The organism is Cupriavidus pauculus, assembly GCF_008801835.1.
GTDB lineage: Bacteria > Pseudomonadota > Gammaproteobacteria > Burkholderiales > Burkholderiaceae > Cupriavidus > Cupriavidus pauculus.
This window is the reverse complement of the sequence record NZ_VZOW01000017.1, coordinates 58945-83386: the sequence shown is the minus strand read 5'-3', so window position 1 is coordinate 83386 and position 24442 is coordinate 58945. Positions and strand designations below refer to the sequence as shown.

24 protein-coding genes are annotated in these 24442 nt (G+C 64.5%); 18 read left to right on the top strand and 6 right to left on the bottom strand.

From position 1 onward, the window contains the following. Positions 1–18: 18 nt before the first annotated feature. Complete coding sequence (locus F7R19_RS18050; protein WP_150981500.1) at positions 19–1008, bottom strand: MurR/RpiR family transcriptional regulator; 990 nt, start codon at positions 1006–1008, stop codon at positions 19–21. 275 nt (positions 1009–1283) lie between these two features. On the opposite strand from F7R19_RS18050, the gene edd reads away from it, so the two are divergent. From edd to ftsB, 13 genes are all read left to right on the top strand, one after another. Then, on the top strand, positions 1284–3173 hold the full coding sequence (gene edd / locus F7R19_RS18045; protein ID WP_150981499.1) for a phosphogluconate dehydratase: 1890 nt from the start codon (positions 1284–1286) through the stop codon (positions 3171–3173). 149 nt (positions 3174–3322) lie between these two features. Beyond that, positions 3323–3841, top strand: a complete 519-nt coding sequence (locus F7R19_RS18040; protein ID WP_061956175.1) for a gluconokinase — start codon at positions 3323–3325, stop codon at positions 3839–3841. 213 nt (positions 3842–4054) lie between these two features. Then, positions 4055–5530, top strand: coding sequence for a circularly permuted type 2 ATP-grasp protein (locus F7R19_RS18035; protein ID WP_150981498.1), 1476 nt, complete (start codon positions 4055–4057; stop codon positions 5528–5530). A gap of 32 nt (positions 5531–5562) precedes the next feature. After that, complete coding sequence (locus F7R19_RS18030) at positions 5563–6516, top strand: alpha-E domain-containing protein (protein WP_061956070.1); 954 nt, start codon at positions 5563–5565, stop codon at positions 6514–6516. An 82-nt stretch (positions 6517–6598) separates the two neighbouring features. Next, positions 6599–7441: a transglutaminase family protein gene (locus F7R19_RS18025; RefSeq protein ID WP_061956177.1), complete on the top strand. Its 843-nt coding sequence runs from the start codon at positions 6599–6601 to the stop codon at positions 7439–7441. 121 nt (positions 7442–7562) lie between these two features. Next, entirely contained in the window at positions 7563–8366 is an 804-nt protein-coding gene (locus F7R19_RS18020; RefSeq protein WP_150981497.1) for a peptidase, read from the top strand. A gap of 118 nt (positions 8367–8484) precedes the next feature. Further along, the gene (locus F7R19_RS18015; RefSeq protein WP_150981496.1) at positions 8485–9030 is read left to right on the top strand and encodes a hypothetical protein; all 546 of its coding nucleotides are present in this window, start codon (positions 8485–8487) and stop codon (positions 9028–9030) included. 84 nt (positions 9031–9114) lie between these two features. Next, positions 9115–9936, top strand: a complete 822-nt coding sequence (locus F7R19_RS18010) for an alpha/beta fold hydrolase (protein WP_150981495.1) — start codon at positions 9115–9117, stop codon at positions 9934–9936. Positions 9937–10095: 159 nt separating this feature from the next. Next, complete coding sequence (locus F7R19_RS18005) at positions 10096–11748, top strand: CTP synthase (RefSeq protein ID WP_150981494.1); 1653 nt, start codon at positions 10096–10098, stop codon at positions 11746–11748. A gap of 24 nt (positions 11749–11772) precedes the next feature. Continuing rightward, complete coding sequence (gene kdsA, locus F7R19_RS18000) at positions 11773–12642, top strand: 3-deoxy-8-phosphooctulonate synthase (protein ID WP_150981493.1); 870 nt, start codon at positions 11773–11775, stop codon at positions 12640–12642. Between the two features lie 113 nt (positions 12643–12755). Continuing rightward, entirely contained in the window at positions 12756–13046 is a 291-nt protein-coding gene (locus tag F7R19_RS17995; protein WP_061956080.1) for a DUF1330 domain-containing protein, read from the top strand. A gap of 73 nt (positions 13047–13119) precedes the next feature. Then, positions 13120–14409, top strand: a complete 1290-nt coding sequence (gene eno, locus F7R19_RS17990; protein WP_061956082.1) for a phosphopyruvate hydratase — start codon at positions 13120–13122, stop codon at positions 14407–14409. Between the two features lie 230 nt (positions 14410–14639). Next, on the top strand, positions 14640–14981 hold the full coding sequence (gene ftsB / locus F7R19_RS17985) for a cell division protein FtsB (protein ID WP_061956084.1): 342 nt from the start codon (positions 14640–14642) through the stop codon (positions 14979–14981). A 41-nt stretch (positions 14982–15022) separates the two neighbouring features. On the opposite strand, the gene F7R19_RS17980 is transcribed toward ftsB, so the two are convergent. The 3 genes from F7R19_RS17980 to F7R19_RS17970 all read right to left on the bottom strand — a co-directional run bounded on the left by F7R19_RS17980 (position 15023) and on the right by F7R19_RS17970 (position 17107). Next, a complete protein-coding gene (locus tag F7R19_RS17980; RefSeq protein WP_150981492.1) occupies positions 15023–15424 on the bottom strand; it encodes a hypothetical protein in 402 nt (133 codons plus the stop codon). 110 nt (positions 15425–15534) lie between these two features. Further along, positions 15535–16539 (bottom strand): Hsp33 family molecular chaperone HslO, encoded by a 1005-nt coding sequence (hslO, locus tag F7R19_RS17975; protein ID WP_150981491.1) that lies wholly within the window; start codon positions 16537–16539, stop codon positions 15535–15537. Between the two features lie 43 nt (positions 16540–16582). Next, positions 16583–17107, bottom strand: a complete 525-nt coding sequence (locus tag F7R19_RS17970; RefSeq protein ID WP_150981490.1) for a gamma carbonic anhydrase family protein — start codon at positions 17105–17107, stop codon at positions 16583–16585. 143 nt (positions 17108–17250) lie between these two features. On the opposite strand from F7R19_RS17970, the gene F7R19_RS17965 reads away from it, so the two are divergent. Next, the gene (locus F7R19_RS17965; protein ID WP_150981489.1) at positions 17251–18099 is read left to right on the top strand and encodes a ferritin-like domain-containing protein; all 849 of its coding nucleotides are present in this window, start codon (positions 17251–17253) and stop codon (positions 18097–18099) included. On the opposite strand, the gene F7R19_RS17960 is transcribed toward F7R19_RS17965, so the two are convergent. Next, positions 18096–19826 carry an acyl-CoA synthetase gene (locus F7R19_RS17960; RefSeq protein WP_150981488.1) on the bottom strand — a complete coding sequence of 577 codons (1731 nt, stop codon included), beginning with the start codon at positions 19824–19826 and terminating at the stop codon, positions 18096–18098. The genes F7R19_RS17965 and F7R19_RS17960 overlap by 4 nt on opposite strands. Positions 19827–19971: 145 nt before the next feature. Here F7R19_RS17960 and F7R19_RS17955 point away from each other — a divergent pair, with 145 nt between their 5' ends. Next, positions 19972–20865 carry an alpha/beta fold hydrolase gene (locus F7R19_RS17955; protein WP_150981487.1) on the top strand — a complete coding sequence of 298 codons (894 nt, stop codon included), beginning with the start codon at positions 19972–19974 and terminating at the stop codon, positions 20863–20865. 51 nt (positions 20866–20916) lie between these two features. Here the strand turns inward: F7R19_RS17955 and F7R19_RS17950 are convergent, their stop codons facing one another. After that, on the bottom strand, positions 20917–21984 hold the full coding sequence (locus F7R19_RS17950; RefSeq protein ID WP_150981486.1) for an NAD(P)/FAD-dependent oxidoreductase: 1068 nt from the start codon (positions 21982–21984) through the stop codon (positions 20917–20919). 116 nt (positions 21985–22100) lie between these two features. Here F7R19_RS17950 and F7R19_RS17945 point away from each other — a divergent pair, with 116 nt between their 5' ends. From F7R19_RS17945 to F7R19_RS17935, 3 genes are all read left to right on the top strand, one after another. Beyond that, complete coding sequence (locus tag F7R19_RS17945) at positions 22101–22946, top strand: 3',5'-nucleoside bisphosphate phosphatase (RefSeq protein ID WP_084003950.1); 846 nt, start codon at positions 22101–22103, stop codon at positions 22944–22946. A 34-nt stretch (positions 22947–22980) separates the two neighbouring features. Then, positions 22981–23619: an L-threonylcarbamoyladenylate synthase gene (locus F7R19_RS17940; protein WP_061956099.1), complete on the top strand. Its 639-nt coding sequence runs from the start codon at positions 22981–22983 to the stop codon at positions 23617–23619. A 94-nt stretch (positions 23620–23713) separates the two neighbouring features. Continuing rightward, on the top strand, positions 23714–24379 hold the full coding sequence (locus F7R19_RS17935; RefSeq protein WP_061956101.1) for a site-2 protease family protein: 666 nt from the start codon (positions 23714–23716) through the stop codon (positions 24377–24379). Positions 24380–24442 lie beyond the last annotated feature (63 nt).

The window sequence follows — 24442 nt, the reverse complement described above, 5'->3', positions numbered from 1 at the left end:
GACGCAATGAATCTCGATCTATGCGTTCTTTCCGCGCGTTTTCCGTGCAGGCGGCACGGCGTGCCGCACTTCCCGTCCCTTGGTCGGGCGGGCCGGTTTTGGCGGTTGGGCTTTGGGGGTGCCGCCGTCGGCCGACGCGCCGGCGATATCGGCGACGAGAGGCGCGGGCTCCGCGCCCGCAATGCGGCGTTCGCGCAAATGCGCCTTGGCGCGCTGCAGCCCAGCGGCGACGGTCTCGGCGCGCTCCAGCGCCACGCCGGCGGCGAGCACGTCGCCCAGCACCAGGTGGCTGATCCGCGAAGTCATCGGCGTGTACACCTCGCTATCTTCCTCGACGTCCGAAAAAACGCAGACGTCGGCCAGCTTGGCGAGCGGCGATCCGCTGTGCGTCAGCGCCAGCACACTTGCGCCACTGCTTCGCGCAAGCGTGGCCGCAGCCAGCATGTCCCAGGTGCGGCCGCTGTTGGATACCAGAACGGCAACATCGCCGGGGCGCAGCAGCGCGGCCGACATGCTGAATACATGGGAATCCGAATAGGCGGTGGTGGGAATGCCGAGGCGGAAAAACTTATGCTGAATATCGAGCGCCACGATTCCCGAGTTGCCGCAGCCATAGAACTCGATGCGACGCGCGTTGGCAAGCAGGCGGATGCCGTGTTCGATCTGGTCCGCCGAGAGCGCGTTGCGCACGCTCATCAACGTGGCGATGGTGCGGTCGAATACCTTGCCCGCGATGTCAGCCGGCCGGTCGTCGGCCTGCACGTCCTGATGAACGAATGGCGTGCCGCCACCAACGTTCTGCGCGAACTGCAGCTTGAATTCCTTGAAGCCGTCGTAGCCGAGTGCGGCGCAAAAGCGGGCGATGGTCGGCTGCGAAACGCCGGCGCGCTCGGCAAGTTCCGGCATGGACAAGCGGATGACGCTCGCGCCGTGCCGCGCCACGTAATCGGCCAGGCGGCGTTCGGACGGGCGCAGCGTGTCATAGACGGCAAGGATTCTGTCGCGCATGGTGTGGTGTGCGGGAAATCTTGGAAGTGTTTGCGGAGCCCGGTTGTTGCGTCGAGTCCTGAATTTGTAGAGATTCTACACAGAAACGTGGCCGATCCAGCGCGCCTATTCGGGATTCTGGACTCGGGATTAACCCCAATTTGCGCCTTGGCAAGCATTATTCAGATGTATTGCCTATTTCGGTGTCTGATTGCAACTGGCTATAATGTAGAAAATCTACATGCGTCGCGGTCCCAGGCGGAACGCGCACGTCTCCCACAAGGATGATTTCCGACATGTCCCAAGCAGCAAGTGGCAACGTCCTGGCCGTCGTATCGGCCGTTACGCAACGCATTGTCGAACGCAGTCGCGTCAGTCGTGCCGCCTATCTGGCGCGCTGCGAACGCGCGCAGCAGGAACTCGGGCCGCTGCGCGGCATGTCCTGCGCCAACATTGCGCACGGCTACGCGGCATTGCCGGCCGACGACAAGCTCCGGCTGCGCGTCGAGCATGCGCCCAATCTCGGTATCGTGACCGCCTACAACGACATGCTGTCGGCCCATCAGCCCTACGAGCGGTATCCGGCCGTGATCCGCGAGGCGGCGCGCGCCGTGGGCGCGGTGGCGCAGGTGGCGGGTGGTGTGCCGGCGATGTGTGACGGAATCACGCAAGGCAATGCGGGGATGGAGCTGTCGCTGTTCTCGCGCGACGCCATCGCCATGGGCACTGCCGTGGCCCTGTCGCACAACACGTTCGATGCGGCGCTGATGCTGGGCGTATGCGACAAGATCGTGCCCGGCCTGCTGATGGGCGCGCTGCAGTTCGGCCACTTGCCGATCGTGTTCGTGCCGGCCGGTCCGATGGCCTCGGGCTTGTCGAACAAGGAAAAGGCGCGCGTGCGCCAGCTCTACGCTACCGGACAGGTGGGGCGCGATGCGTTGCTGGAGGCCGAATGCGCGGCGTATCACGGCGCGGGCACATGCACGTTCTACGGCACCGCCAACAGCAACCAGTTCCTGATGGAAATCATGGGATTGCACATGCCCGGGTCGGCCTTCGTGCATCCGGACAGCGGGGTGCGCGACGCGCTGACCGTGGCTGCGGCGCAGCGCGCGCTGGCATTGATCGCACGCGGCAGCGAATACACGCCGCTGGCAAGCATCGTCGACGAGCGTGCCATCGTCAATGCAATGGTGGGCCTGCTGGCCACCGGCGGTTCCACCAACCATACGATTCATCTTGTGGCCATGGCGCGCGCCGCGGGCATCATCATCGACTGGAACGATTTTGATGAGCTGTCCGCCGCCACGCCGCTGCTGGCGCGCGTTTATCCGAATGGCTCGGCCGATGTCAATCATTTCCATGCCGCGGGCGGCGTGGCCTTCGTCATCGCGCAACTGCTGGAAGCGGGCCTGCTTCATGAGGACGTGAACACCGTGGCCGGGCGCGGACTGAAGCACTACACCCGGGAGCCCGTGATGGTCGAGGGCGTACTGCGCTGGCGCGACGGGCCTACGGTCAGCGGCGATGCCTCGGTGGTCGCTCCGGCCAGTGCGCCGTTTTCGCCGGAAGGCGGCTTGCGGCTGATGGCCGGCAATCTGGGGCGAGGCGTCATCAAGGTATCGGCCGTGAGCGACGAACATCGGATTGTCCAGGCGCCGGCACGGGTGTTCGATTCGCAGGAAGCGCTGCAGGCCGCGTTCGATGCCGATGAGTTGAACCGCGACGTGGTGGCCGTGGTGCGCTTCCAGGGTCCGAATGCCAACGGCATGCCGGAGCTGCATCGTCTGACGCCGGTACTGGGCGCGTTGCAGGACGCCGGGTACAAGGTTGCGCTGGTCACCGATGGCCGGATGTCGGGCGCATCGGGCAAGGTGCCGGCCGTGATCCACGTCGGCCCCGAGGCGCTGGCGGGCGGCCCGCTGGCGCGCGTGCGTGATGGCGACATCATCCGGATCGACGCGGTGGCGGGCACGCTGGACCTGGTCGGCGACAACGCTGTGCAGGGCGAATTTGCCGCCCGCGCACCGGCTGTCGCGCAGGTGGACGGTTTCGCCAGCTTCAGCATGGGGCGTGGCCTTTTCGGGCTGTTCCGCCGGCATGCCCGCGGCGCCGAGGAGGGCGGCAGCGCGCTGGACCTTTCCGAGGCCGACGCTATCCAAACCGGATCCGCCGTCGCACAATAGGCGAACGTCCAACTGGCGATCGCATTTCTCTGACATCCCGTATTCCCCGGCGCGCAAGCGGCCGGGGCACCGCCGTGCCACATGGCTGCTGCACGGCGGCTACCGACAAGGATGGCAACACCATCCGACACATGCTCGATGGAGCAGACATGATCTATATCCTGATGGGCGTTTCCGGCAGCGGCAAGACCACCGTGGGCCAGATGCTTGCGGAGCGCCTGCACTGCGGCTTCCATGACGCCGACAGCTTCCACAGCGAGGCCAACAAAGCGAAGATGCACGCCGGTACTCCATTGACCGATGAAGACCGCTGGCCGTGGCTCGATGCCATGCGTGCGGCGATCGACGCCGCCCGGGCCGAGGGCCGCACCCATGTATTCACCTGTTCGGCATTGCGGCAGGTTTATCGCGACCGGCTGATGCCGCCCGGGGGCGGCGTGACCTTTGTGTTCATGAAGGGCGACGCGGCGACGATCGGCGGCCGATTGTCGGCGCGCTCGGACCACTTCTTCAACCCGGCGTTGCTGCAAAGTCAGTTTGATACGCTCGAAGAACCGGGCGACGCCCTGGTGCTGGACATCCGCCAGACGCCGGAGGCGCTGGTCCAGGACATCCTGGAAAAATGCCCGCCGGACGCCGTCTCGTGCACGGGCCAGGCCGCGCGCTGAGCGCCTGGCAAGCATCTTGCTAAACCGAATCGCGTACCGGCGCCTGTCGCGCGCGCAGTTCTTGCGCGATTCGCCGGTGCGGATATGCTGAAAGAGTTGACTCGACAAGGCATCGACAAACGGGTGGCCGGCGACATTGTCTGGCAGTAGCCGTAGCAGCACGCGGGGGACGGTTGGCGGCAGAACGCCCATTTCCACGAAGGAGCGGCCATCATGGCGGCGCGGTTTTTCGACGAGATGCTGGAAGGGCGAGAGGACGGCACGTTGACTGCCATCGAGGCGGGTCAGGTGTTGCCGCACGGGGCGGTCCGGCCCCATTACCGGAGTTTCACCGAATGGTTGGGCAGGCAGTCCGCTGCCACGATGGACAACAAACGGACCGAAGCCGATCTGATATTCCGGCGCGTGGGCATTACCTTTGCCGTCTACGGCGACAAGGACGAGTCCAACAGCGGTACCGAGCGGACTATCCCGTTCGACGTCATCCCGCGCATTTTCCCGGCGAGCGAATGGGCCACGCTGGAACGGGGACTGCGCCAGCGCGTAGCCGCGTTGAACCGGTTCATCCATGACATCTATCACGGGCAGGACATCATCCGCGCCGGCGTGATCCCGCCAGACCAGATCTACAACAACGCCCAGTACCGGCCGGAGATGCTGGGCATCGAGGTGCCGCGCGACATTTATGCGCATATCGCCGGCATCGACGTGGTGCGTGCCGGGGCGGGCGAGTTCTATGTACTGGAAGACAACCTGCGGGTGCCGTCGGGCGTGTCGTACATGCTGGAAAACCGCAAGATGATGATGCGGTTGTTCCCGGACCTGTTCGCGCGCAATCGCGTGGCGCCCGTGGCCCACTACCCCGACCTGCTGCTGGACATGCTGCGCAGCGTGTCGCCGCAAAACATCGCCGATCCTACCGTGGTGGTGCTGACGCCGGGCATGTACAACTCGGCGTATTTCGAACACGCCTTCCTGGCTCAGCAGATGGGCATCGAACTGGTGGAAGGCAGCGACTTGTTCGTCGAGGACGACCATCTGTACATGCGCACCACGCAGGGGCCGCAGCGTATCGACGTGATTTACCGCCGCGTCGATGACGATTTTCTCGATCCGCTGGTGTTCCGGCCCGATTCGACGCTGGGCGCCGCGGGCTTGCTATCGGTCTATCGCGCCGGCAACGTGACCATCAGCAATGCGATCGGCACCGGTGTGGCGGACGACAAGTCGATCTATCCCTATGTGCCGGACATGATCCGGTTCTATCTCGGCGAAGAAGCCATCCTGTCGAACGTGCCGACCTATATGTGCCGGCGGCCCGATGACCTGCAATATGTGCTCGACCACATGGAGGAACTGGTGGTCAAGGAAACGCATGGCGCGGGCGGTTACGGCATGCTGGTCGGGCCGGCCGCGACGCGCGCGGAGATCGAGCGGTTCCGGGAGGTGGTCAAGGCGCGGCCCGAGCAGTACATCGCGCAGCCGACGCTGGCGCTGTCGACCTGTCCGACATATGTGGAATCGGGCATCGCGCCGCGCCATATCGACCTGCGACCATTCGTGCTGTCAGGCAAGGAGGTGCGTATGGTGCCCGGCGGCCTGACGCGCGTGGCGCTGCGCGAAGGATCGCTGGTGGTGAATTCGTCCCAGGGCGGCGGCACCAAGGACACGTGGGTGCTGGAGCGCTGATTCATGAACGTCGATCGCCGGGAGAACCCATCATGCTGAGCCGTACCGCCGACCACCTGTTCTGGATGGCCCGCTACACCGAGCGCGCGGAGAATACTGCGCGGATGCTTGACGTCAACTATCAGACCTCGCTGCTGCCGCAATCGGCCGAAGTGGCCGAGCAGGGCTGGTGGGCCATGCTCGATATCTCCGAGCTGACGCAGGCCTATGATCACAAGTACGGGTTGCTGCATCGTGACGACGTGATCGACTTCATGGTCCGCGACATGACCAACCCTTCGTCGATCATGAGCTGCCTGCGCGCCGCGCGCGAAAACGCACGCGCGGTGCGCGGATCGCTGACCACGGAAGTGTGGGAGACGATCAACACTACGTGGCTGGACGTGCAGCGCATGATTTCCGAGGGAGAACTGCGCGACGATCCATCGCGTTTTTTTGAATGGGTCAAGTTCCGCTCGCACCTGGCGCGCGGCGTGCAGTTCGGTACGATGCTCAAGGACGATGCCTTCCATTTCATGCGGCTGGGCACATTCCTGGAGCGGGCCGACAATACCGCGCGGATCCTTGACGTCAAGTTCCAGGCGTCCGGCCGCGACGACGGCGATCCGAATCGCGAGCAGAACGACTTCTATCACTGGGCGGCGGTGTTGCGGTCGGTATCGGGCTTCGAGGTGTATCGCAAGATCTATCGCGCCGTGATCACGCCGCAGCGCGTGGCGGAGCTGCTGATCCTGCGTCCCGACATGCCGCGTTCGCTCGTGTCGAGCCTTGATGAAGTCGTGTCGATCCTTGCGCTGGTGGCCAACCAGCAGTCGTCCGAGACCGAGCGGCAGGCTGGTAAACTCCACGCCGACCTTAAATACGCGCGTATCGACGACATTTTTGCCGTCGGACTGCACGCCTACCTGACCAGCTTTCTGGAGCGCATCGGCGATCTCGGCAATGGCATCAGCCGGGATTTCCTGGTTCCGCTGCTGGCCGCCTGATCCGCCTCGAAGTGCCCGATGCGTCATGCATCGGGCAGGGGGCCTGCTCTGACGGTAATGCGTGCTGGACGCGACAAGCACTGTGAAATACAAGATCCGCCACAAGACCGTCTACCGATACACCGAACCGGTGCGCCGAAGTGTGCACGAATTGCGACTTTCGCCGCGTTCCGGCCCGCTGCAGGCGGTGCAGGCGTGGACGTTGTCTGCGCCGGGCAACTTGTCCGAGGCGCGTGACGGCTTTGGCAATATCGTCCACAACTTCACCATGACGGGGCCTGCCCGTACCATCGCCATTTCGGCCACCGGCGAGGTGGAGGTCATGGCGGCGCAGCGCGGCGACGATATCGCCGACGCCAGCCATGGCGCGTTCCACGATGCGCCCGAAGCCGGCGAGGCGCGTGTTTCGCCGCTTTATTTCATGACGGCCACGCCCTTGACGCAGGCGCCCGCAGAAATGCAGGCGTTTGCCGCCCCGTACCTGGCGGCTGGCCATGACGTTCCCGCATTGCTGGCGCTGGCCGAGGGCATCGCCGCACGGGTTCGCTACCAGGCAAATTCCACCCACGTGGGGACGTCCGCGGCCGAGGCTTTCCGGCTCGGCAGCGGCGTTTGCCAGGATCAGGCGCAGGTCATGGTGGCCGCGTGCCGCGCACTCGGTGTGCCGGCCCGGTATGTCAGTGGTTACTTCTTCGATCCAGCTGCCACCGAGATGGCCAGCCACGCCTGGGCCGACGTTTGTCTCGATGCCGGCCGCGGCCTCTGGTGCAGCATCGACGTAACGCACGGTTGCGTGACCGACGCGCGCCATGTGCGCCTCGCCGTGGGGCGTGACTACGCATCGGCTGCACCGATCCGGGGCATCCTGGAGGGCGGAACGGGCGAGACGCTGGAAGTCGCCATCGATATCACGCCCCTGGCCTGACCTCGCCGCAATGGTTTGCATCGTCCGCGCCCGCGCGTTGGCGCGGCCACGAACAAACGGCGTGCATGTCTGGCGACCGGCTAGAATGCAAGCTTGCCGTCGCCCCAAAATCACACTTTCTATGACGTATTGCGTAGCCATGCGGCTCGATGCCGGCCTGGTATTCCTGTCCGATTCCCGAACCAACGCTGGCGTGGATGCGATTTCCACCGCCCGCAAAATGACCGTCTTCGAAGAGCCCGGCGACCGCGTAATGGTGCTGATGACGGCCGGCAACCTGGCCATCAGTCAATCGGTGCGGCAGTTGCTGGCCGAGGCGCGGGAAGAAAAACGCTCGCTCTGGACCGCGCGGGACATGTTCGAGGCGGCCACCATCGTCGGCGAAGCGGTGCGTGCGGTGCACAAGCGCGACGCGCAGGCGCTGCGCGAGGCTGGTATCGAATTCAACGTCAGCATGATCTTTGGCGGGCAGATTCGCGGCGAACGCACGCGCCTGTTCAACATCTATGCGGCCGGCAACTTTGTCGAAGCGACGCCGGAGAATTGCTATTTCCAGATTGGCGAAGCCAAGTACGGCAAACCGATTATCGATCGCGTGGTGTCGCCGTCGCTGCCGCTGGGCGAGGCCGCCAAGTGCGCGCTGATTTCGATGGACTCCACCTTGAAATCGAATATCTCGGTGGGCCTGCCGCTGGACCTGCTCGTCTATGAAGGCGATTCTCTGCGGGTGACTCGTTTCGTCAATATCGACGAGAAGAACGCCTATTTCCGCATGATTCGCGACACCTGGGGACATCGTCTGCGCCAGGTGTTCGGCGAGATCAGCAATCCCGAGTGGGACGCGAGCGAGCCGGCCGAGTTTCCGTTGGCCCGTGATGAGGCCGATCGCTGGGGCCAGCCGGTGCGTGCCCGCCGGGAGCGTTGACCGAAGTTAACCCACGTCGCTTTAACGGCGCAAACACAGTTGGTGCGCCGCTGGTACGCCCCCACAATTGCTGTTTCAGTTTCTCAAGTAGACCATTCGGTCTCGACAGCAATTACAGATGAGACTTCTTCTGCTTCTCCCCGATGCCTATTGGGCGCTGATGCCGCGTCGTAATCATCCGGGCGAATTCGGTCTCGTGATTTGTGCCCATGGTCGGGAAGGTGTCGTGGAGATGGGCGGGCAACTGCTCAATGCCGCGCAAGTCGCCGCACAAGTCGTCGCCTTGCCCGACGAGCGGCACATTACGGCGGTCCATCTCGTCGCCTGTTCGACGGCACGACCGGCGCTCCGCTCGTCGCTGGGGATGCCCAGCGACGCCTACACGTCCAGTTTTGCCGCCCAGCTGTCGACGCGTTTGCCGGGGCGGCTCGTATTCGGTTACGTGAATAGTCCCTCCATCAGGAGTATGGCGGAGCCCGCTACGATGTTCCGATTTGCCGAGGAGTTCGGGCGTGAAGTCGCGCTGCGACTCGCTTCGGTCTGCCTCGCGGAACTCACGCAGAGCAGACATAAAATCCATTTAGTGATTTTCCTGGACGGCCGTGCGCTCACCCAGCGTTTCCCGATCGCCGGCATAGAAGGAAAAACCTACGCGGTTCTCTGAAGACGACGGCCCGGCGCGGCGGGACAGTCGGTACACTTTGCGTCAATTCGCAAACGTTCTGATAATTGTCATTCGCCCCACGCCATGCGCGACCTCCTGCTGTTTTCCCACGCCAACGGGTTTCCCGTCACCACATACCGCAAGCTGTTTGGTGCCCTGGACGACGCGTTTGAAATCCGCGCCGTCGAGCGTTATGGCCACGATCCGAAATTTCCGGTCACGCGCGAATGGCCGAATCTCGTCGAGGAACTGCTGCACGAAATGGAGCGGGCCGGGCGCGGGGGCAACGATTCGCGCAAGGTCTGGCTGGTCGGCCATTCGCTGGGCGGATTTTTGTCCCTTATGGCGGCGTTGCGCCAGCCGCAGAGCGTGCGCGGCGTCGTCATGCTGGATTCGCCGATCATCGCTGGCTGGCGGGCATCGCTGCTGCGTGCCTCCCAAGTGCTGGGACTCGATGAAAAGCCGAGCCCCGCCGCGGTGACCAAGAACCGCCGCACGCATTGGCCCGATACCGAATCGGTGTGGACGCATTTCCAGGCCAAACGCAATTTCCAGGTGTGGGATCCCGAGGTGCTGCGCGATTACGCCGAGCATGGCACCGAGCCGACCGGCCGCGCCGCCGAGCGCAAGCTGCGCTTCGATCGGGACGTCGAATATCGTATCTACCGGACCCTGCCGACCAGCCTCGGGCGGCGCGTGGCGCATGGCGCGCCAGTCCCGGTGGGATTTGTCGCGGGCACCCGATCGCGCGAAGTCCGGCAGGTGGGGTTGGGCGCCACGCGCAAGCTGGTGGGCGATCGCCTGCGCTATGTCGAGGGCGGCCATCTCTATCCGATGGAGCGGCCGCTGGAGACCGCCGAAGTGGTGCGCGGCCTGATTGGCCAGATGCGCGCGGAGGGGCGCTAGCAGAGCCTCCGGCCGTCATCGCGGGGCCGTGCGGCGCATGCGCCGCAGCCATGCCAAAGGCGCGGCGAACCGCTGCCAGACGCTGCGCTGTCACAATTTCCGGGTCGGCGGGCGACGGGCTCTCATGTATAATCCCGATTTCCCCGGCAAGCTCGGTTTATGACCAAATTCGTCTTCGTCACCGGTGGCGTCGTCTCTTCTCTCGGCAAGGGCATCGCTGCTGCTTCGCTCGCGGCTATTCTTGAGTCGCGCGGCCTCAAAGTCACCCTCCTCAAGCTCGATCCCTACATCAACGTCGATCCCGGCACGATGAGCCCCTTCCAGCATGGTGAGGTGTTCGTGACCGAAGATGGCGCGGAAACCGATCTCGACCTCGGTCACTATGAGCGCTTCGTATCGGCCAAGATGCGCAAGTCGAACAACTTCACGACTGGCCAGATCTACGAATCGGTGATCCGCAAGGAGCGTCGCGGTGAATACCTGGGCAAGACCGTGCAGGTCATTCCCCATATCACCAATGAAATCCAGGCTTTCGTCGAACGTGGCGCGGCCGCTTCGCACGATGGCAAGGCCGACGTGGCGCTGGTGGAAATCGGCGGTACCGTGGGCGACATCGAATCGCTGCCGTTCCTGGAAGCCGCACGCCAGATGAGCCTGCGCATGGGCCGCAACCATTGCGCCTTCGTGCATCTGACGCTGGTGCCGTTCATCGCCAGCGCCGGCGAGCTGAAGACCAAGCCCACCCAGCACTCGGTGCAGAAACTGCGCGAAATCGGCATTTCGCCAACGGCGCTGCTGTGCCGTGCCGACCGCCCGATCCCGGACGACGAACGCGCCAAGATTTCGCTGTTTGCCAATATTCCGCAGGAAGCCGTGATTTCGGTGTGGGATGCCGACAGCATCTACAAGATCCCGCAGATGCTCAATGAGCAGGGCCTCGATCGCCTGATCTGCGAGGAACTGCGCCTGGATCCGAAGCCGGCCGATCTGTCGATGTGGCAGAAGCTGGTCAACGCGCAGGAAAATCCCGAGCACGAAATCACCATCGGCATGGTCGGCAAGTATGTCGATCTGACCGAATCGTACAAGTCGCTGATCGAGGCGCTGCGTCACGCCGGCATGCACACCGCCACGCGCGTGAACATCGAATACATCGATTCGGAAGAACTCGAATCGGGCCATCTGGAAGTGTTGCAACCGCTCGACGCGATCCTCGTGCCCGGCGGTTTCGGCAAGCGTGGTACGGAAGGCAAGATTCGCGCGATCCAGTACGCTCGCGAGAACAAGGTGCCGTATCTGGGCATCTGCCTGGGCATGCAGTTGGCCGTGATCGAATTCGCGCGCGATGTCGCCGGCATGAAGGACGCCAATTCGACCGAATTCAATCTCGAGACCGAACATCCGGTGGTGGCTCTGATCACCGAATGGGTCGATCGCGATGGCAAGGTCGAGCAGCGTTCGGCCGATTCCGATCTCGGTGGCACGATGCGCCTCGGTGCGCAGCGCGTGCCCGTCAAGGCCGGCACCAAGGCGGCCCAGATCTACGGCGCCGAAGTCAACGAGCGTCATCGTCACCGCTACGAAGTCAACAATCACTACGTGCCTGAGCTCGAGAAGGCCGGCATGGTGATTTCGGCCCGTACGCCGACGGAAAACCTGCCGGAAATGATGGAACTGCCGGAATCCATGCACCCATGGTTCGTGGGCGTGCAGTTCCACCCGGAATTCACCTCGACGCCGCGTGACGGCCATCCGCTGTTCAAGGCCTACGTGGAAGCCGCGTTGGCCTCGCAACAGCGCAAGGGCGCCTGACGCGTCGCGACGAAGGAGTCAGCCATGAAACTGTGTGGATTCGACGTCGGCCTCGACAAGCCGTTCTTCCTGATCGCCGGTCCGTGCGTGATCGAGTCCCAGCAGATGGCGCTCGACACCGCCGGGGAACTCAAGGCGATCACGGCCGAACTGGGCATTCCGTTCATCTACAAGTCGTCTTTCGACAAGGCCAATCGGTCCTCGGGCAAGTCGTTCCGCGGGCTTGGCATGGAGAAGGGGCTTGAGATCCTCGCCACGGTCAAGCGCGAGATCGGCGTGCCGGTGCTCACGGATATTCACGAGATCGACGAGATCAAGCCCGTCGCCGCCGTGGTGGACGTGTTGCAGACCCCGGCATTCCTGTGCCGCCAGACTGATTTCATTCGTGCCTGCGCGCAGAGCGGCAAGCCGGTGAATATCAAGAAGGGTCAGTTCCTGGCGCCGCACGACATGAAGAACGTGATCGACAAGGCGCGCGATGCGGCACGCGAAGCCGGCCTGCCCGACGACGTGTTCATGGCTTGCGAACGCGGGGTGTCTTTCGGGTACAACAATCTTGTGTCCGACATGCGCTCGCTGGCGATCATGCGCGAAACCGGCGCACCGGTGGTGTTCGACGCCACGCACTCGGTGCAACTGCCGGGCGGGCAGGGCACGAGCTCCGGCGGCCAGCGCGAATTCGTCCCGGTGCTGTCGCGCGCCGCAGTCGCCACTGGCGTGGCGGGCCTGTTTATGGAAACCCATCCGGACCCGAGCAAGGCCATGTCCGACGGCCCGAACGCGGTGCCGCTGTCGCGCATGAAGGAACTGCTGGCCGTGCTCAAGGACCTCGACGCGCTGGTCAAGCGTGCCGGTTTCCTGGAAGACAACTTCGGCTGGCCGGCCTGCGCCTGAAGCCGCTTGCAGTATCCGCCGCCCGCGTTTCGTCGCGGGCGGTGTCGCTTCTGGATCCGTTCACGCCGACGGAACAGTATCGAAAGACAATACAAAAGATTCGGAGATAGCGCATGGCCCCCGGTTATATCATCGCGTACGTCGACGTGACGGACCCCCAGCAGTACGAGCAGTACAAGGTGCTCTCCACCCGCGCCATGCAGGCCCATGGCGCCGAAGTGCTGGTGCGCGGCGGCAAGACCGAGCCGCTCGAAGGGCAATGGGCGCCCACCCGGGTGGTGATGCTGAAATTTCCGAGCTACGCGGCCGCCAGGGCCTTCTACGATAGCGAGGAATATCTGGCCGCCCGCAAGTCCCGCGAGCACGCGGCACGGATGAACATGATCGTCGTGGAAGGCGTCTGACACATTTGTCGGGCATCGTGCCGGAAGCGGCCATTGCGCAGCAGATTGAAGATTCAACGTCCTGAGAGGAAATATGAGTGCAATCGTAGATATCATCGGTCGCGAGGTTCTTGACTCGCGCGGCAACCCCACCGTCGAATGCGACGTGCTGCTGGAATCCGGCGTGATGGGCCGCGCGGCTGTGCCGTCGGGCGCGTCGACGGGCTCGCGCGAAGCCATCGAACTGCGTGACGGCGACAAGTCGCGTTACCTGGGCAAAGGCGTGCTGAAGGCCGTCGAGCACATCAACACCGAAATCTCCGAAGCGATCATGGGCCTGGATGCGTCCGAGCAGGCGTTCCTGGACCGCACGCTGATCGAACTGGACGGCACCGACAACAAGGGCCGCCTGGGCGCCAATGCCATGCTGGCCGTGTCGATGGCCGTGGCCAAGGCTGCCGCCGAGGAAGCCGGCCTGCCGCTGTACCGCTACTTTGGCGGTTCGGGCGCGATGCAGATGCCGGTGCCGATGATGAACATCGTCAACGGTGGCGCGCACGCCAACAACAGCCTGGATATCCAGGAATTCATGATCATGCCCGTGTCGCAGACCAGCTTCCGTGAAGCGCTGCGTTGCGGCGCCGAAGTGTTCCACGCGCTCAAGAAGATCCTGTCCGACAAGGGCATGTCGACCGCGGTGGGCGACGAAGGCGGTTTCGCGCCGAACTTCTCGTCGAACGAGGAATGCCTGAACACGATCGTGCAGGCCGTCGAGAAGGCCGGCTACAAGGTGGGCGAGGACGTGCTGCTGGCGCTCGATTGCGCGGCCAGCGAGTTCTACCACGAGGCCGAGGACGTGTATCAGCTGGACGGCGAAGGCCTGAAGCTGTCGTCGACGCAGTTCGCCGATTACCTCGCCAACCTGTGCGACAAGTTCCCGATCGTTTCGATCGAGGACGGCATGGCCGAAGGCGACTGGGAAGGCTGGAAGACGCTGACCGAAAAGCTGGGCAACCGCGTGCAGCTGGTGGGCGACGACCTGTTCGTGACCAACACCAAGATCCTGAAGGAAGGCATCGAGAAGGGCATCGGCAACTCGATCTTGATCAAGATTAACCAGATCGGCACGCTGACCGAGACGTTCGCCGCCATCGAAATGGCCAAGCGCGCGGGCTACACCGCCGTGATCTCGCACCGTTCGGGCGAAACCGAAGACAGCACCATCGCCGACATCGCCGTTGGCACCAACGCCGGCCAGATCAAGACCGGCTCGCTGTCGCGTTCGGATCGGATCTCGAAGTACAACCAACTGCTGCGCATCGAGGAAGATCTCGGTGACATCGCCACGTATCCGGGCAAGAGCGCGTTCTACAACCTGCGTTGATGTCTGACCCCGAGGCGGTTCATGGCCTCGGAATAAAAAACGCCGTCACTGGTCTCCAGGGCGGCGTTTTTCTTTGTTGGGATGTGGGGTGAATGCAGCGGTATCGTTTCGGGTGTGGGCAAAGTTGCGCCTTGTATCTTCTTTTGTTTTGCAATCTTTGATCGCTTGGTGGATCATTGATGGCGGTCATAAACGGCCGACCGCCAATTTTCTTTGCGCCTTTTGCCCCAATGCGCCTGATTTCCCTGCTGCTGTTCGTTCTTCTGCTTGCCATTCAGTACCCGCTATGGCTGGGCAAGGGCGGCTGGCTGCGTGTCTGGGACCTGAATCGCCAGGTCAACGAACAGACTGCGCACAATCAGGCGCTGAAACTGCGCAATGCCAAACTCGAAGGGGAAGTGAAGGACCTGCAGGACGGCACCGGCGCTATCGAGGAACGTGCCCGGTACGAGCTGGGTATGGTCAAGGAGGGCGAGGTTTTCGTGCAGTTCGTGGCGCCCGCGCCGAAGGTCAGCGCCACGCCGCCGCTGCCGCCGCCGCCCAACTCCGTCGCCGGACGCGGCGGCCACTGATTTCCGCTGTCACCAAGGCAGGCGCGCTGCCGCGCGCTGCATCACCACCATCCGTACGGATAGCCACCCCAGCCATAGCCGCCCCAGCCGGGCGAGCTGATGCCCACCCCACCGCCCCAGTGGCCGCCGCCCCAGCCGCCGTAGAACAGGCTAAGGCTCGTATTCGGATAGGCATAGGCCGCGCGGCTCCAGGCGGCTGCCTGTTGCTCGCTGGCCATGACGGTGGCCTGCTCGCGAAGGAGCTGCTGGTTCAGTGCGCCAAGCCGTTGGCGCTCGGCCTCGCTCAGTGGGGCGGGCGCGATGGCGTCTGGGGCAAGCCGGGACGTGGCCGGTGCGCCGTCGATGTCGCGTGGGACAGGGGCCGCACAGCCGGCGACCAGCGCGGCCGTCGCCACGGCGCCGGCCAGCAGGAGCGGGGATCGAGAGCGGATGGACGCAATCATTTCAAACTCCGATAGCTATCGCGTACAAGATTGCCATTGGACCACTCCGACAGTGCGTGTGGTTCCGCACGCAGGTCGACCTCCCGCAACTGTCGAGCAACTGTCGCGCGTCAGTGCTGCTGATTCGCGCCGTCGCCAGCGCCGGTCGCTACCGGGGCGGTGAACAACTGCGCCGCGTCGACCGGGTCGAAGGCATAACGCTGGCCGCAAAAATCGCAGTGAATTTCCACTTCGCCACGCTCGGCGATGATGCTTTCGACTTCTTCCTGCCCGAGCGATTGCAGCATTCCCGCGACTTTGGCCAGGGAGCACGAGCATTGGAAGTGCGGCGTCATCGGCTCGAATACGCGCAGACCGGCATTCTGCAGCTCTTCCCAGAATAGGCGTCGCAGCAGCGTTTCCGGCAATTCCGCCAGCAGTTCGTCCGCTTTCAGCGTGGCGCCCAACTGGCAGGCGCGATCCCATGTATCGAGATCCTGCGCGCGGCCTTCGGCGTCCAGCGGCGCACCGGTCTCGCCGACTTCGGCGCCGAGTGTTCCCCCGTACGAGGGCAGTTTCTGCAGCAGCATGCCCGCCGCCACCTGATCGTTCGACGCCAGCCACAGCCGCGTGTCCAGCTGTTCGGACGCCTGCATGTAGTGCTCCAGCACTTCGGTCATGGTGGCCAGCGGCCCATGTTCGTCTGCCAGCGGCACGATGCCCTGGTAGGGCTGCTGGCCCGGCAGCTTGTCCTGCGGGTCCAGCGTGATGGCGAAGCGGCCCTTGCCGTGCACGTTGACGAGCTGTTTCAGCGACGCATCGTCGGCGATCTCGGCGTTTTCGGCGATCTTGGCGGTCGCGCGCAGCGAGAGATCCGACAGGCACTCGACCACCAGCATGCGCACCGGCCCATCGCCATGCAGCTGCATTACCAGCGCGCCATTGAACTTGAGATTGGCCGACAGCAGCGCCGCGGCTGCCATCATCTCGCCCAGCAGGCGCCGCACCGGCGCCGGGTAGGCGTGCCGGTTCAGCACTTCTTGCCAGGTGGCCTCCATGCGGACCAGTTCTCCGCGCACGGGGGCCGCGTCGAACAGGAATTTCTGGAGGGTGTCGGGATTGGAGGAAGCAGTCACGGTTCTGTGGATCTTTGTTGCGTTGATGCGTTGCCGGCGAGTGTCAGCCGATACGCTTGAGTTCGGTCTTGTAGACGGCCTGCCGCTGCGAATAGGTCTGCGCGTTGCGATAGAGGTTGGCGACGTCGTTGTCGGTCAGTTCGCGCACTACCTTGGCGGGCGCGCCCAGGATCAGCGAGCGGTCCGGGAACACCTTGTTTTCGGTGACCACGGCGCCCGCGCCGACCAGGCATTCCTTGCCGATCACGGCGCCATTGAGCACCACCGCCTGGATGCCGATCAGCGAACCTTCGCCGACCGTGCAGCCGTGCAGCATGGCTTGGTGCCCGACGGAGACCTTGTCGCCCAGCGTCAGCGGCCGGCCCGGATCGGTATGCAGCACCGAGCCTTCCTGGATGTTGGTATCTTCGCCCACCACGATCGGTTCGTTGTCGCCGCGGATCACCACGCCCGGCCAGGCGCTGGCACGCGCCTTGAGCGTCACGTTGCCGATGATGGTGGCTTGGGCAGCGACATAGGCTTCGTCGTGAATGGTCGGGGCGATATCGCCGAGCTGGTAAAGCGCCATGGGGTCTCCTGCAGGAATGGGTGTAATTGGGGGCCGCCGCGCGGATTAAAAGAGCCGGGCAAAGCGTCAGGTAAGGCCCGGAATCCGATGCCGGCATGGTTTCAGCCAGGCTCTACAATGGCGGCTTCCCGAATTTTACGCCTATGCCAGTGATCGCACCTGCCGACATCGCTGAACCGCCACTTTCCGCCCGCCGCCGCGCGCTGGAAGTGTTATGCATGACCGATGCCAGGGCCAAGGCGGCCGCGGCGCGCTCGCTGTACGCGGCGCTGCGGGCCGCTACTGGCATCGTGATCGATCCGGATGAATGTCTTGTGGCAGAGCCGTCCCGGGTGCCGGGCCGTCCGGCACTTCCGGAACTGGTGCCGCCGCAGCAGGTCGAGCGCCGGCGATCGATCCACACCACGGCCGGCCGGGCCAACATGATTCACGCGCTGTGCCATATCGAATTCAATGCGATCAATCTGGCGCTGGACGCGGTGTGGCGATTTCCGGGCATGCCGCTCGACTATTACCGCGACTGGCTGCGCGTGGCCGACGAAGAGGCGTACCACTTCAGCCTGCTGGCCGATCACCTCGAGACGCTGGCGGCGTCCTATGGCGACTTCCCCGCGCACAACAGTCTCTGGGAAATGACCGACAAAACGTCGGGCGATGTGCTGGCGCGCATGGCGCTGGTGCCGCGCACGCTGGAAGCGCGCGGGCTCGACGCCTCGCCGCCGGTGCGCGCCAAACTGGCCGAAGCGGGCGACGCCGCGGCTGCAGCCATCATCGACATCATCCTGCGCGACGAAGTCGGGCATGTGGCCATCGGCAACCATTGGTATCGCTGGCTGTGCGCCCAACGCGGGCTGGAGCCCGTGGCCACGTATGCGCAACTGGCCGCGCAATATCGCGCGCCCAAGCTGCGCGGTCCTTTCAATCTCGAAGCCCGGCGCGCGGCCGGTTTCGACGAGGACGAACTGGCGTGGCTGACGGCTTCGGCCGGCTAGCTCGCCGCGCCCTTCTGCGCGCGCTCCTGTTCCATCAAACGCAGCACGCGGCGCTGGATCTTGCCGGTCGTCGTCATCGGCAACTGGTCGATAAATTCGATCGCCTTCGGATATTCGTAAGGCGCCAGCTGGCCGCGCACGTGCTGCTGCAGTTCGGTCACGAGCGCCGCGTCGTTATCGAACGACCTCGCGATGGAAGGCGTCAGCACGATGAACGCCTTGACGATGGCGCCGCGCTCGGGATCGGGCGACGGCACCACGGCGCAGTTCGATACGGCTGGATGCTTGAGCAGGCAGTTTTCGATTTCGCTCGGTCCGATCCGGTAGCCCGATGACTTGAATACGTCGTCGGCGCGGCCCTGATACCAGAGGTAGCCATCGGCGTCGACGCGCGCCAGGTCCCCGGTGCGGCACCAGCGCAGGCCGTCGTATTCCGCATACTTGCCGGCCGTGGCGGCTTCGTTCTTCCAGTAACCGAGGAAGAAGACCGGGTCCGGATGGCCGTGAATGTCGGTTGCGCATACGGCCACTTCGCCGTCTTCGCCGGGCGCACACGGTTTGCCGTCTTCGTCGATCACCGCCACGCGATGGCCAGGGTAGGGGCGTCCCATCGATCCGGGCCGCGCAGGCCAGCCAAGATGCGCGTCGTCATTCTGCGCGGTGCAGTTGCCGACGATGTAGTTGATCTCGGTTTGGCCGAACATCTCGTTGACGGTCACGCCGAGCGCATCGCGGCACCACGAAAACACGGTCTCGCCAACCGCTTCGCCCGCGCTCATGATCGCGCGCAGCTTCAGCTGGTAGCGCTGCGCTGGCGACGGGCACGCCTTCATCATCTGCTTGAGCGCGGTGGGAAACAGGAACGTGTTGGTGACGCCATACCGTTCGAGCAGCTCGAACGCGCGCTCGGCCGAAAAACGGCCCTGATAGCCGACGATCGGCTTGCCGAAATAGAGCGCTGGCATCAGGGCGTCCCACAGCCCGCCGGTCCAGGCCCAGTCGGCGGGGCTCCAGAACACGTCGTCGTCCTGCGGATACCAGTTCTGCGAGCAGACGAAACCGGTCAGATTGCCGATCAGCGCGCGGTGCGGGATCACCGCGCCCTTGGGCGGCCCGGTGGTGCCGCTGGTGTAGATCAGCACCGCAGCCTCGTCAGCCTTGGTTTGTTCGGCCGTGAATTCGGGCAGTTGCGCGGCCAGCAGCACATCCCAGTCCAGATCGCCGCGTCCGGTGGCCGCGCCCACCCCGATCAGCGTTTTGAGCGTCGGGCATTCGGGCCGCGCCGCCAGCAGGTTGTCGATCGACGTCTCGTCGCCGATTGCCACGCGCGTCTCGCTATGATCGATGCGGTACGCCAGCGCTTCGGGCCCGAACAGCATCGACAGCGGCATGGCAATCGCGCCGAGCTGGTAGACCGCCATCCCGGCGATCACGGTCTCGATACGCTGCGGCATCACGATCGCGACACGATCGCCGCGCCGCACGCCGATTTCGCGCAACGCGCGCGACAGCCGGTTGGCTTCGGCCTGGATATGGGCGTAGGTGTATGACGCGCGCCTGCCGTCTTCGTGTTCGGTGTGGACCGCGATGCGGGACGCCGTGGCCGGGTCGCGCGCCCAGCGTGTGCAGCAGACATCGGCCAGGTTGAAGTGCTCGGGCACGTTCCAGCGGAACGATTCGTACAGCGCGTGATAGTCGTCACGACGCGTGGCCGGCAAGGCGGTCATGCAATGTCTCCATGGTTGTGGCCTGCGCGGGATTTGGCGTTATGGCTATAATCCGGCAAGCGAACGATCGTTCTATTTTTATCCGGGCCGCCGCGTGGCCATGCCGTGCGCGCATAAGAAGACCTGGGCACAGAGGGTAGACACCATGACCATCACGGAAACTTCGCGTTCCGAATTTATCACGCTGCGCGGCCTGCGCACGCACGTGCGCCAATGGGGGCAAGCCGGTGCGCCGAAGTTGTTCATGCTGCACGGCTGGATGGATGTGGCGGCGTCGTTCCAGTTCCTGGTCGACGCATTTCAGCACGACTGGCATGTGATCGCGATGGATTGGCGCGGGTTTGGCGAAACGGACCATCCCACGCGCTATCCGGGCACGCAGTCATACTGGTTTCCCGACTATGTGGCCGATCTGGAGGCGCTGCTGGACCACTATCAGCCCGATGGCCAGGTGGATCTGGTCGGACACAGCATGGGCGCCAATGTCGCCTGCATTTATGCGGGCGTGCGGCCGGAGCGCGTACGGCGCGTGGTCGATCTGGAAGGTTTTGGGCTGACGCGCACGCGGCCCGAGCAGGCGCCGGGACGCCTGCTGCGCTGGCTCGACGAGATGCGCGAGCCGCCCGCGCTGAAGACCTACGACAGCGAGGCCGCGGTGGCGGCACGGTTGCAGAAGACCAATCCGCGCCTGCCGGACGACCGCGCCGCGTTTCTGGCCGCGCACTGGTCGCGCCGCAATGAGCAGGGACGTTGGGAGATCCTCGGCGACGCCGCGCACAAGATGACGAATCCGACGCTGTACCGCATCGACGAGATCATGGCCATCTGGGCCAAGGTCACGGCGCCGGTGCTGCATGTGGAGGCACGCGATTCGGCAACTCTCAAGCACATCGCGCACAAGCAGGACATCGACGAATTCCGCGAGCGCTTTCGCGCGTTCCCCGATTTTCGTGAAGTGTTCGTCGACGACGCCGGCCACATGCTGCATCACGATCAGCCGCAGGTCGTGGCGAAACTGATCGAGGATTTTCTGCGCTGAGCGCGGCGCGTTGCATCGGACGCTGGCTCGCAATGGCCGCGGCCAAGCCGCTCAGCCGTGGGTCAGCTTTTCTTTCAGGGCGGGGTTGTTGCTGGTATGCATATGCACCAGCGCCTTGTTGGGAAACGCGTAGTGGTATGCCTTGCGCAGCGCCAGCGCGGCTTCGTGGAAGCCCGACAGGATCAGCTTCTGCTTGTTCGGATATACCGCGATGTCGCCCGCCGCAAAGATGCCGCGGCGCGAGGTTTCATACGTGGTGGTGTCTTCAATGGCGATGCGGCCCGCGCGCATGTCCAGATCCCATTGGGCGATCGGGCCGGGCTCGGAAACCAGCCCGTACAGAGCCACCAGTTCGTCGGTTTCCAGCATTCTTTCGCCATCGCGCGTCTTGATGCCGGCATGCGTCAGTGCGCCGGTGTCGCTGGTGTGCAGGCTGCCGAGCATGCCGACCACGAAATCCATTTCCCCGGCTTCGACCGCCGCGCGCATCGCATTGACCGTGTGATCGGCGGCGCGGAAACCCTCGCGTCGATGCAGCAATGTCACGCGCGCGGCCACCTTGCGCAGCGCCAGCGCCCAGTCGAGTGCGGAATCGCCGCCGCCGGCCACGATCACGCGCTTGCCCGCAAAACGCGACACATCGCGCACCGCGTAATGCACGTGGCGATCTTCGAGCGCGGCGGCTTCCGGCAGCGACACGCGTTGCGGCGCAAAGGCACCCGCGCCGGCGCAGATCAGCACCGCGGCGACATCGAAGCGCTTGCCCGCATCGGTGGTCACCAGCATGCGGGGATGGCCGTCGGCGTCCGTGATGTCGGTGACAGAATCTGCGCGCTGGCTGAAGTGCATCGGAAATGCGAACGGCGCGCATTGTTCGAGCAACCGATCGACCAGATCCTGGGCCAGGCAGCCGGGCACGGCCGGAATGTCGTAGATCGGCTTTTCGGGGTAGAGCTCGGTGCATTGCCCGCCGGCGCGGTCCAGCACGTCGATCAGTTCGCATTTGAGCCCCAGCACGCCGGCCTGGAACGCCGCGAACAGGCCCACCGGCCCCGCGCCGACGATCAGCACATCGGTCCGGACGGGTTCATGGGGGTGGGCGAGGGGAGCGGTGGACATGGCGGGCTGGGGAGTCTTGAAACAGGGCCCCATCATACCTTGCACAGGGCGGCAATCCGGACACGCCACCTTTGCCGGGAGGGCTAAAAACGCCTGTCGGGAGTAGAATGGCCCCCATGAAAAACGCGCACGACATCAACGCCGACCTGCACTGCCATTCGACCGTGTCCGACGGGATGCTGCCGCCGTCCGACGTGGCTGCGCTTGCCCATGCCGGCGGTGTGCAGTTCTGGGCGTTGACCGACCACGACGAAGTCGGCGGCCAGGCCGAGGCGCGCGCCGCCGCCGAGGCGCTGGGCATGCGTTATGTGCCGGGCGTCGAGATTTCGGTCACGTGGGCCGGGCAGACGGTGCACATCGTGGGCCTGCAGATCGACCCGTTCCATCCCGATTTGATCGACGGACTGGCCAAGACCCGCGATGGCCGCGCGCGGCGCGCGCAGGACATCGGCGAGGCGCTGGCAAAGGTCGGGATTCCCGGCGCCTATGAAGGCGCGTTGCGCTATGTCGGTAACCCGGACCTGATCTCGCGCACCCACTTTGCACGCTGGCTGGTCGACGAAGGCCGTTGCAAGACCATCGGCGACGTATTCAGCGAATATCTGTCGGAAGGTCGCCCCGGCTTTGTGCCGCACCGCTGGTCACGCCTGTCCGAGGCTGTCGGCTGGATCCGCGCCGCGGGCGGCATCGCCGTGATGGCGCATCCGGGCCGCTACAACTACACCGACACCCAGCACGACGCGCTGTTCGACGAATTCACCGAGCTGGGCGGACGCGCCGTCGAGGTCGTGACCGGCAGCCACACGCCCGACCAGTTCCGGCGTTATGCCGACGTGGCGCGGCGCTACGGCCTGATGGCGTCGCGCGGGTCGGATTTCCACGGTCCCGGCGAAGGCCGCGTGGAGCTCGGCACGCTGCCGCCGCTGCCCTCCGACGTCACGCCGGTCTGGCACGATTGGTGACCTGCGTCCTTTTCCAAGGTTATTTCCGCGCCCCATGTCACAGTACTTCGAAATCCATCCGGACACCCCGCAGGCGCGGCTGATCAAGCAGGCCGCCCAGATCGTGCGCCAGGGCGGCCTGATCGCGCTGCCTACCGATTCCAGCTACGCGCTGGCCTGCCAGCTTGACGACAAGGCCGCGGTCGAGCGGCTGCGCCGGTTGCGCGAAATCGACGACCGTCACCATCTGACGCTGATGTGCAGCGACCTCTCGGAACTCGGCAACTTCGCGCGGGTCGACAACCGGCAATACCGCTGGATCAAGGGCGCCACGCCCGGCCCCTACGTGTTCATTCTCGAAGCCACCAAGGAAGTGCCGCGGCGCCTGTCGCATCCGGCGCGCAAGACGATTGGCGTGCGCGTGCCCGAGCATGCGGTCGCGCTGGCATTGCTGGGCGAACTGGGCCAGCCGCTGATTTCGGCCACGCTGCAGATGCCTGGCGACGAAGCGCCGATGAACGATCCGTCAGAAATCCGCGCCAGGCTGGAAAAGCGGCTCGACCTGGTGATCGACGGCGGCCCCGCGCCAGCCCAGCCGACCACGGTGATCGACCTGACCAGCGGCGAACCGGAGTTGATCCGTGTGGGGCGCGGCGACATCGAACGATTCGGACTGAATGCCGCAGCCGCCTAGCTTGTCCTGATGGCTGCGTTTTTTGATACATGGCGCGCAATACGCCGACATACCGGACAGCCTGGCGCTCCGGTAGCCCAATAGAATAGGCCGCATGGATTCCTCGCTCGTCCAGACTTTCGCTGTTTATGCCTTGCCCGTGTTGTTTGCCATCACGCTGCACGAGGCGGCGCACGGTTATGTCGCCAAGTATTTCGGCGACGATACGGCCTGGCGGCTGGGGCGCGTCAGCCTCAATCCGATACGGCATATCGACCCGATCGGCACGGTGGCGGTGCCGTTGCTGCTTTACTTCCTGACCGCCGGGCAATTCGTGTTCGGCTTCGCCAAGCCCGTGCCCGTGGTGTTCAGCCATCTGCGCAACCCGCGCTGGCATGGCATGTGGGTGGCGCTGGCTGGCCCCGCCAGCAATATCGTGCAGGCGTTTTTCTGGGCGCTGGTGGCCGTGGGGCTTTCGTTGGCGCAGGTCCAGGAGCCGTTCTGGAGTCAGATGGTGCGGGCCGGCGTGATCGTGAATACGGTCGTTGCCGCGTTTAATCTGTTTCCGATTCCGCCGCTTGATGGCGGACGCGTGCTGACGGCGTTTCTGCCGCGCCGGGCCGCCGAAGCAGTCGCCCGCATCGAACCCTACGGCATCTTCATCGTGCTGGCGCTGGTGGCGGCTGGCGTCATCACGCAGATCTGGATGCAGCCGGTGATGACCGCGTTGCTGTCGCTCGTCGAACTGATGCTGCGGCCGGTGCTGATGGTGCTGCAGTGACGGCCATCGGTTCGCGTGTCGCCGGGGCACCTGTTCCCTGTTTCCGGTTTGCCTGTTCCCGGT

What these genes read in the sequence shown, in the direction of transcription:
- ftsB (WP_061956084.1), top strand. Translation starts at nt 14,640, where the DNA reads ATGCGCCTGATTTCCCTGCTGCTGTTCGTTCTTCTGCTTGCCATTCAG.
- F7R19_RS17995 (WP_061956080.1), top strand. Translation starts at nt 12,756, where the DNA reads ATGGCCCCCGGTTATATCATCGCGTACGTCGACGTGACGGACCCCCAG.
- F7R19_RS18040 (WP_061956175.1), top strand. Translation starts at nt 3,323, where the DNA reads ATGATCTATATCCTGATGGGCGTTTCCGGCAGCGGCAAGACCACCGTG.
- F7R19_RS17945 (WP_084003950.1), top strand. Translation starts at nt 22,101, where the DNA reads ATGAAAAACGCGCACGACATCAACGCCGACCTGCACTGCCATTCGACC.
- F7R19_RS18035 (WP_150981498.1), top strand. Translation starts at nt 4,055, where the DNA reads ATGGCGGCGCGGTTTTTCGACGAGATGCTGGAAGGGCGAGAGGACGGC.
- F7R19_RS17955 (WP_150981487.1), top strand. Translation starts at nt 19,972, where the DNA reads ATGACCATCACGGAAACTTCGCGTTCCGAATTTATCACGCTGCGCGGC.
- F7R19_RS17980 (WP_150981492.1), bottom strand. Translation starts at nt 15,424, where the DNA reads ATGATTGCGTCCATCCGCTCTCGATCCCCGCTCCTGCTGGCCGGCGCC.
- F7R19_RS17960 (WP_150981488.1), bottom strand. Translation starts at nt 19,826, where the DNA reads ATGACCGCCTTGCCGGCCACGCGTCGTGACGACTATCACGCGCTGTAC.
- F7R19_RS17965 (WP_150981489.1), top strand. Translation starts at nt 17,251, where the DNA reads ATGCCAGTGATCGCACCTGCCGACATCGCTGAACCGCCACTTTCCGCC.
- F7R19_RS18030 (WP_061956070.1), top strand. Translation starts at nt 5,563, where the DNA reads ATGCTGAGCCGTACCGCCGACCACCTGTTCTGGATGGCCCGCTACACC.
- F7R19_RS18005 (WP_150981494.1), top strand. Translation starts at nt 10,096, where the DNA reads ATGACCAAATTCGTCTTCGTCACCGGTGGCGTCGTCTCTTCTCTCGGC.
- F7R19_RS17940 (WP_061956099.1), top strand. Translation starts at nt 22,981, where the DNA reads ATGTCACAGTACTTCGAAATCCATCCGGACACCCCGCAGGCGCGGCTG.
- F7R19_RS18015 (WP_150981496.1), top strand. Translation starts at nt 8,485, where the DNA reads ATGAGACTTCTTCTGCTTCTCCCCGATGCCTATTGGGCGCTGATGCCG.
- F7R19_RS17970 (WP_150981490.1), bottom strand. Translation starts at nt 17,107, where the DNA reads ATGGCGCTTTACCAGCTCGGCGATATCGCCCCGACCATTCACGACGAA.
- edd (WP_150981499.1), top strand. Translation starts at nt 1,284, where the DNA reads ATGTCCCAAGCAGCAAGTGGCAACGTCCTGGCCGTCGTATCGGCCGTT.
- F7R19_RS18020 (WP_150981497.1), top strand. Translation starts at nt 7,563, where the DNA reads ATGACGTATTGCGTAGCCATGCGGCTCGATGCCGGCCTGGTATTCCTG.
- F7R19_RS18010 (WP_150981495.1), top strand. Translation starts at nt 9,115, where the DNA reads ATGCGCGACCTCCTGCTGTTTTCCCACGCCAACGGGTTTCCCGTCACC.
- eno (WP_061956082.1), top strand. Translation starts at nt 13,120, where the DNA reads ATGAGTGCAATCGTAGATATCATCGGTCGCGAGGTTCTTGACTCGCGC.
- kdsA (WP_150981493.1), top strand. Translation starts at nt 11,773, where the DNA reads ATGAAACTGTGTGGATTCGACGTCGGCCTCGACAAGCCGTTCTTCCTG.
- F7R19_RS17935 (WP_061956101.1), top strand. Translation starts at nt 23,714, where the DNA reads ATGGATTCCTCGCTCGTCCAGACTTTCGCTGTTTATGCCTTGCCCGTG.
- F7R19_RS17950 (WP_150981486.1), bottom strand. Translation starts at nt 21,984, where the DNA reads ATGTCCACCGCTCCCCTCGCCCACCCCCATGAACCCGTCCGGACCGAT.
- F7R19_RS18050 (WP_150981500.1), bottom strand. Translation starts at nt 1,008, where the DNA reads ATGCGCGACAGAATCCTTGCCGTCTATGACACGCTGCGCCCGTCCGAA.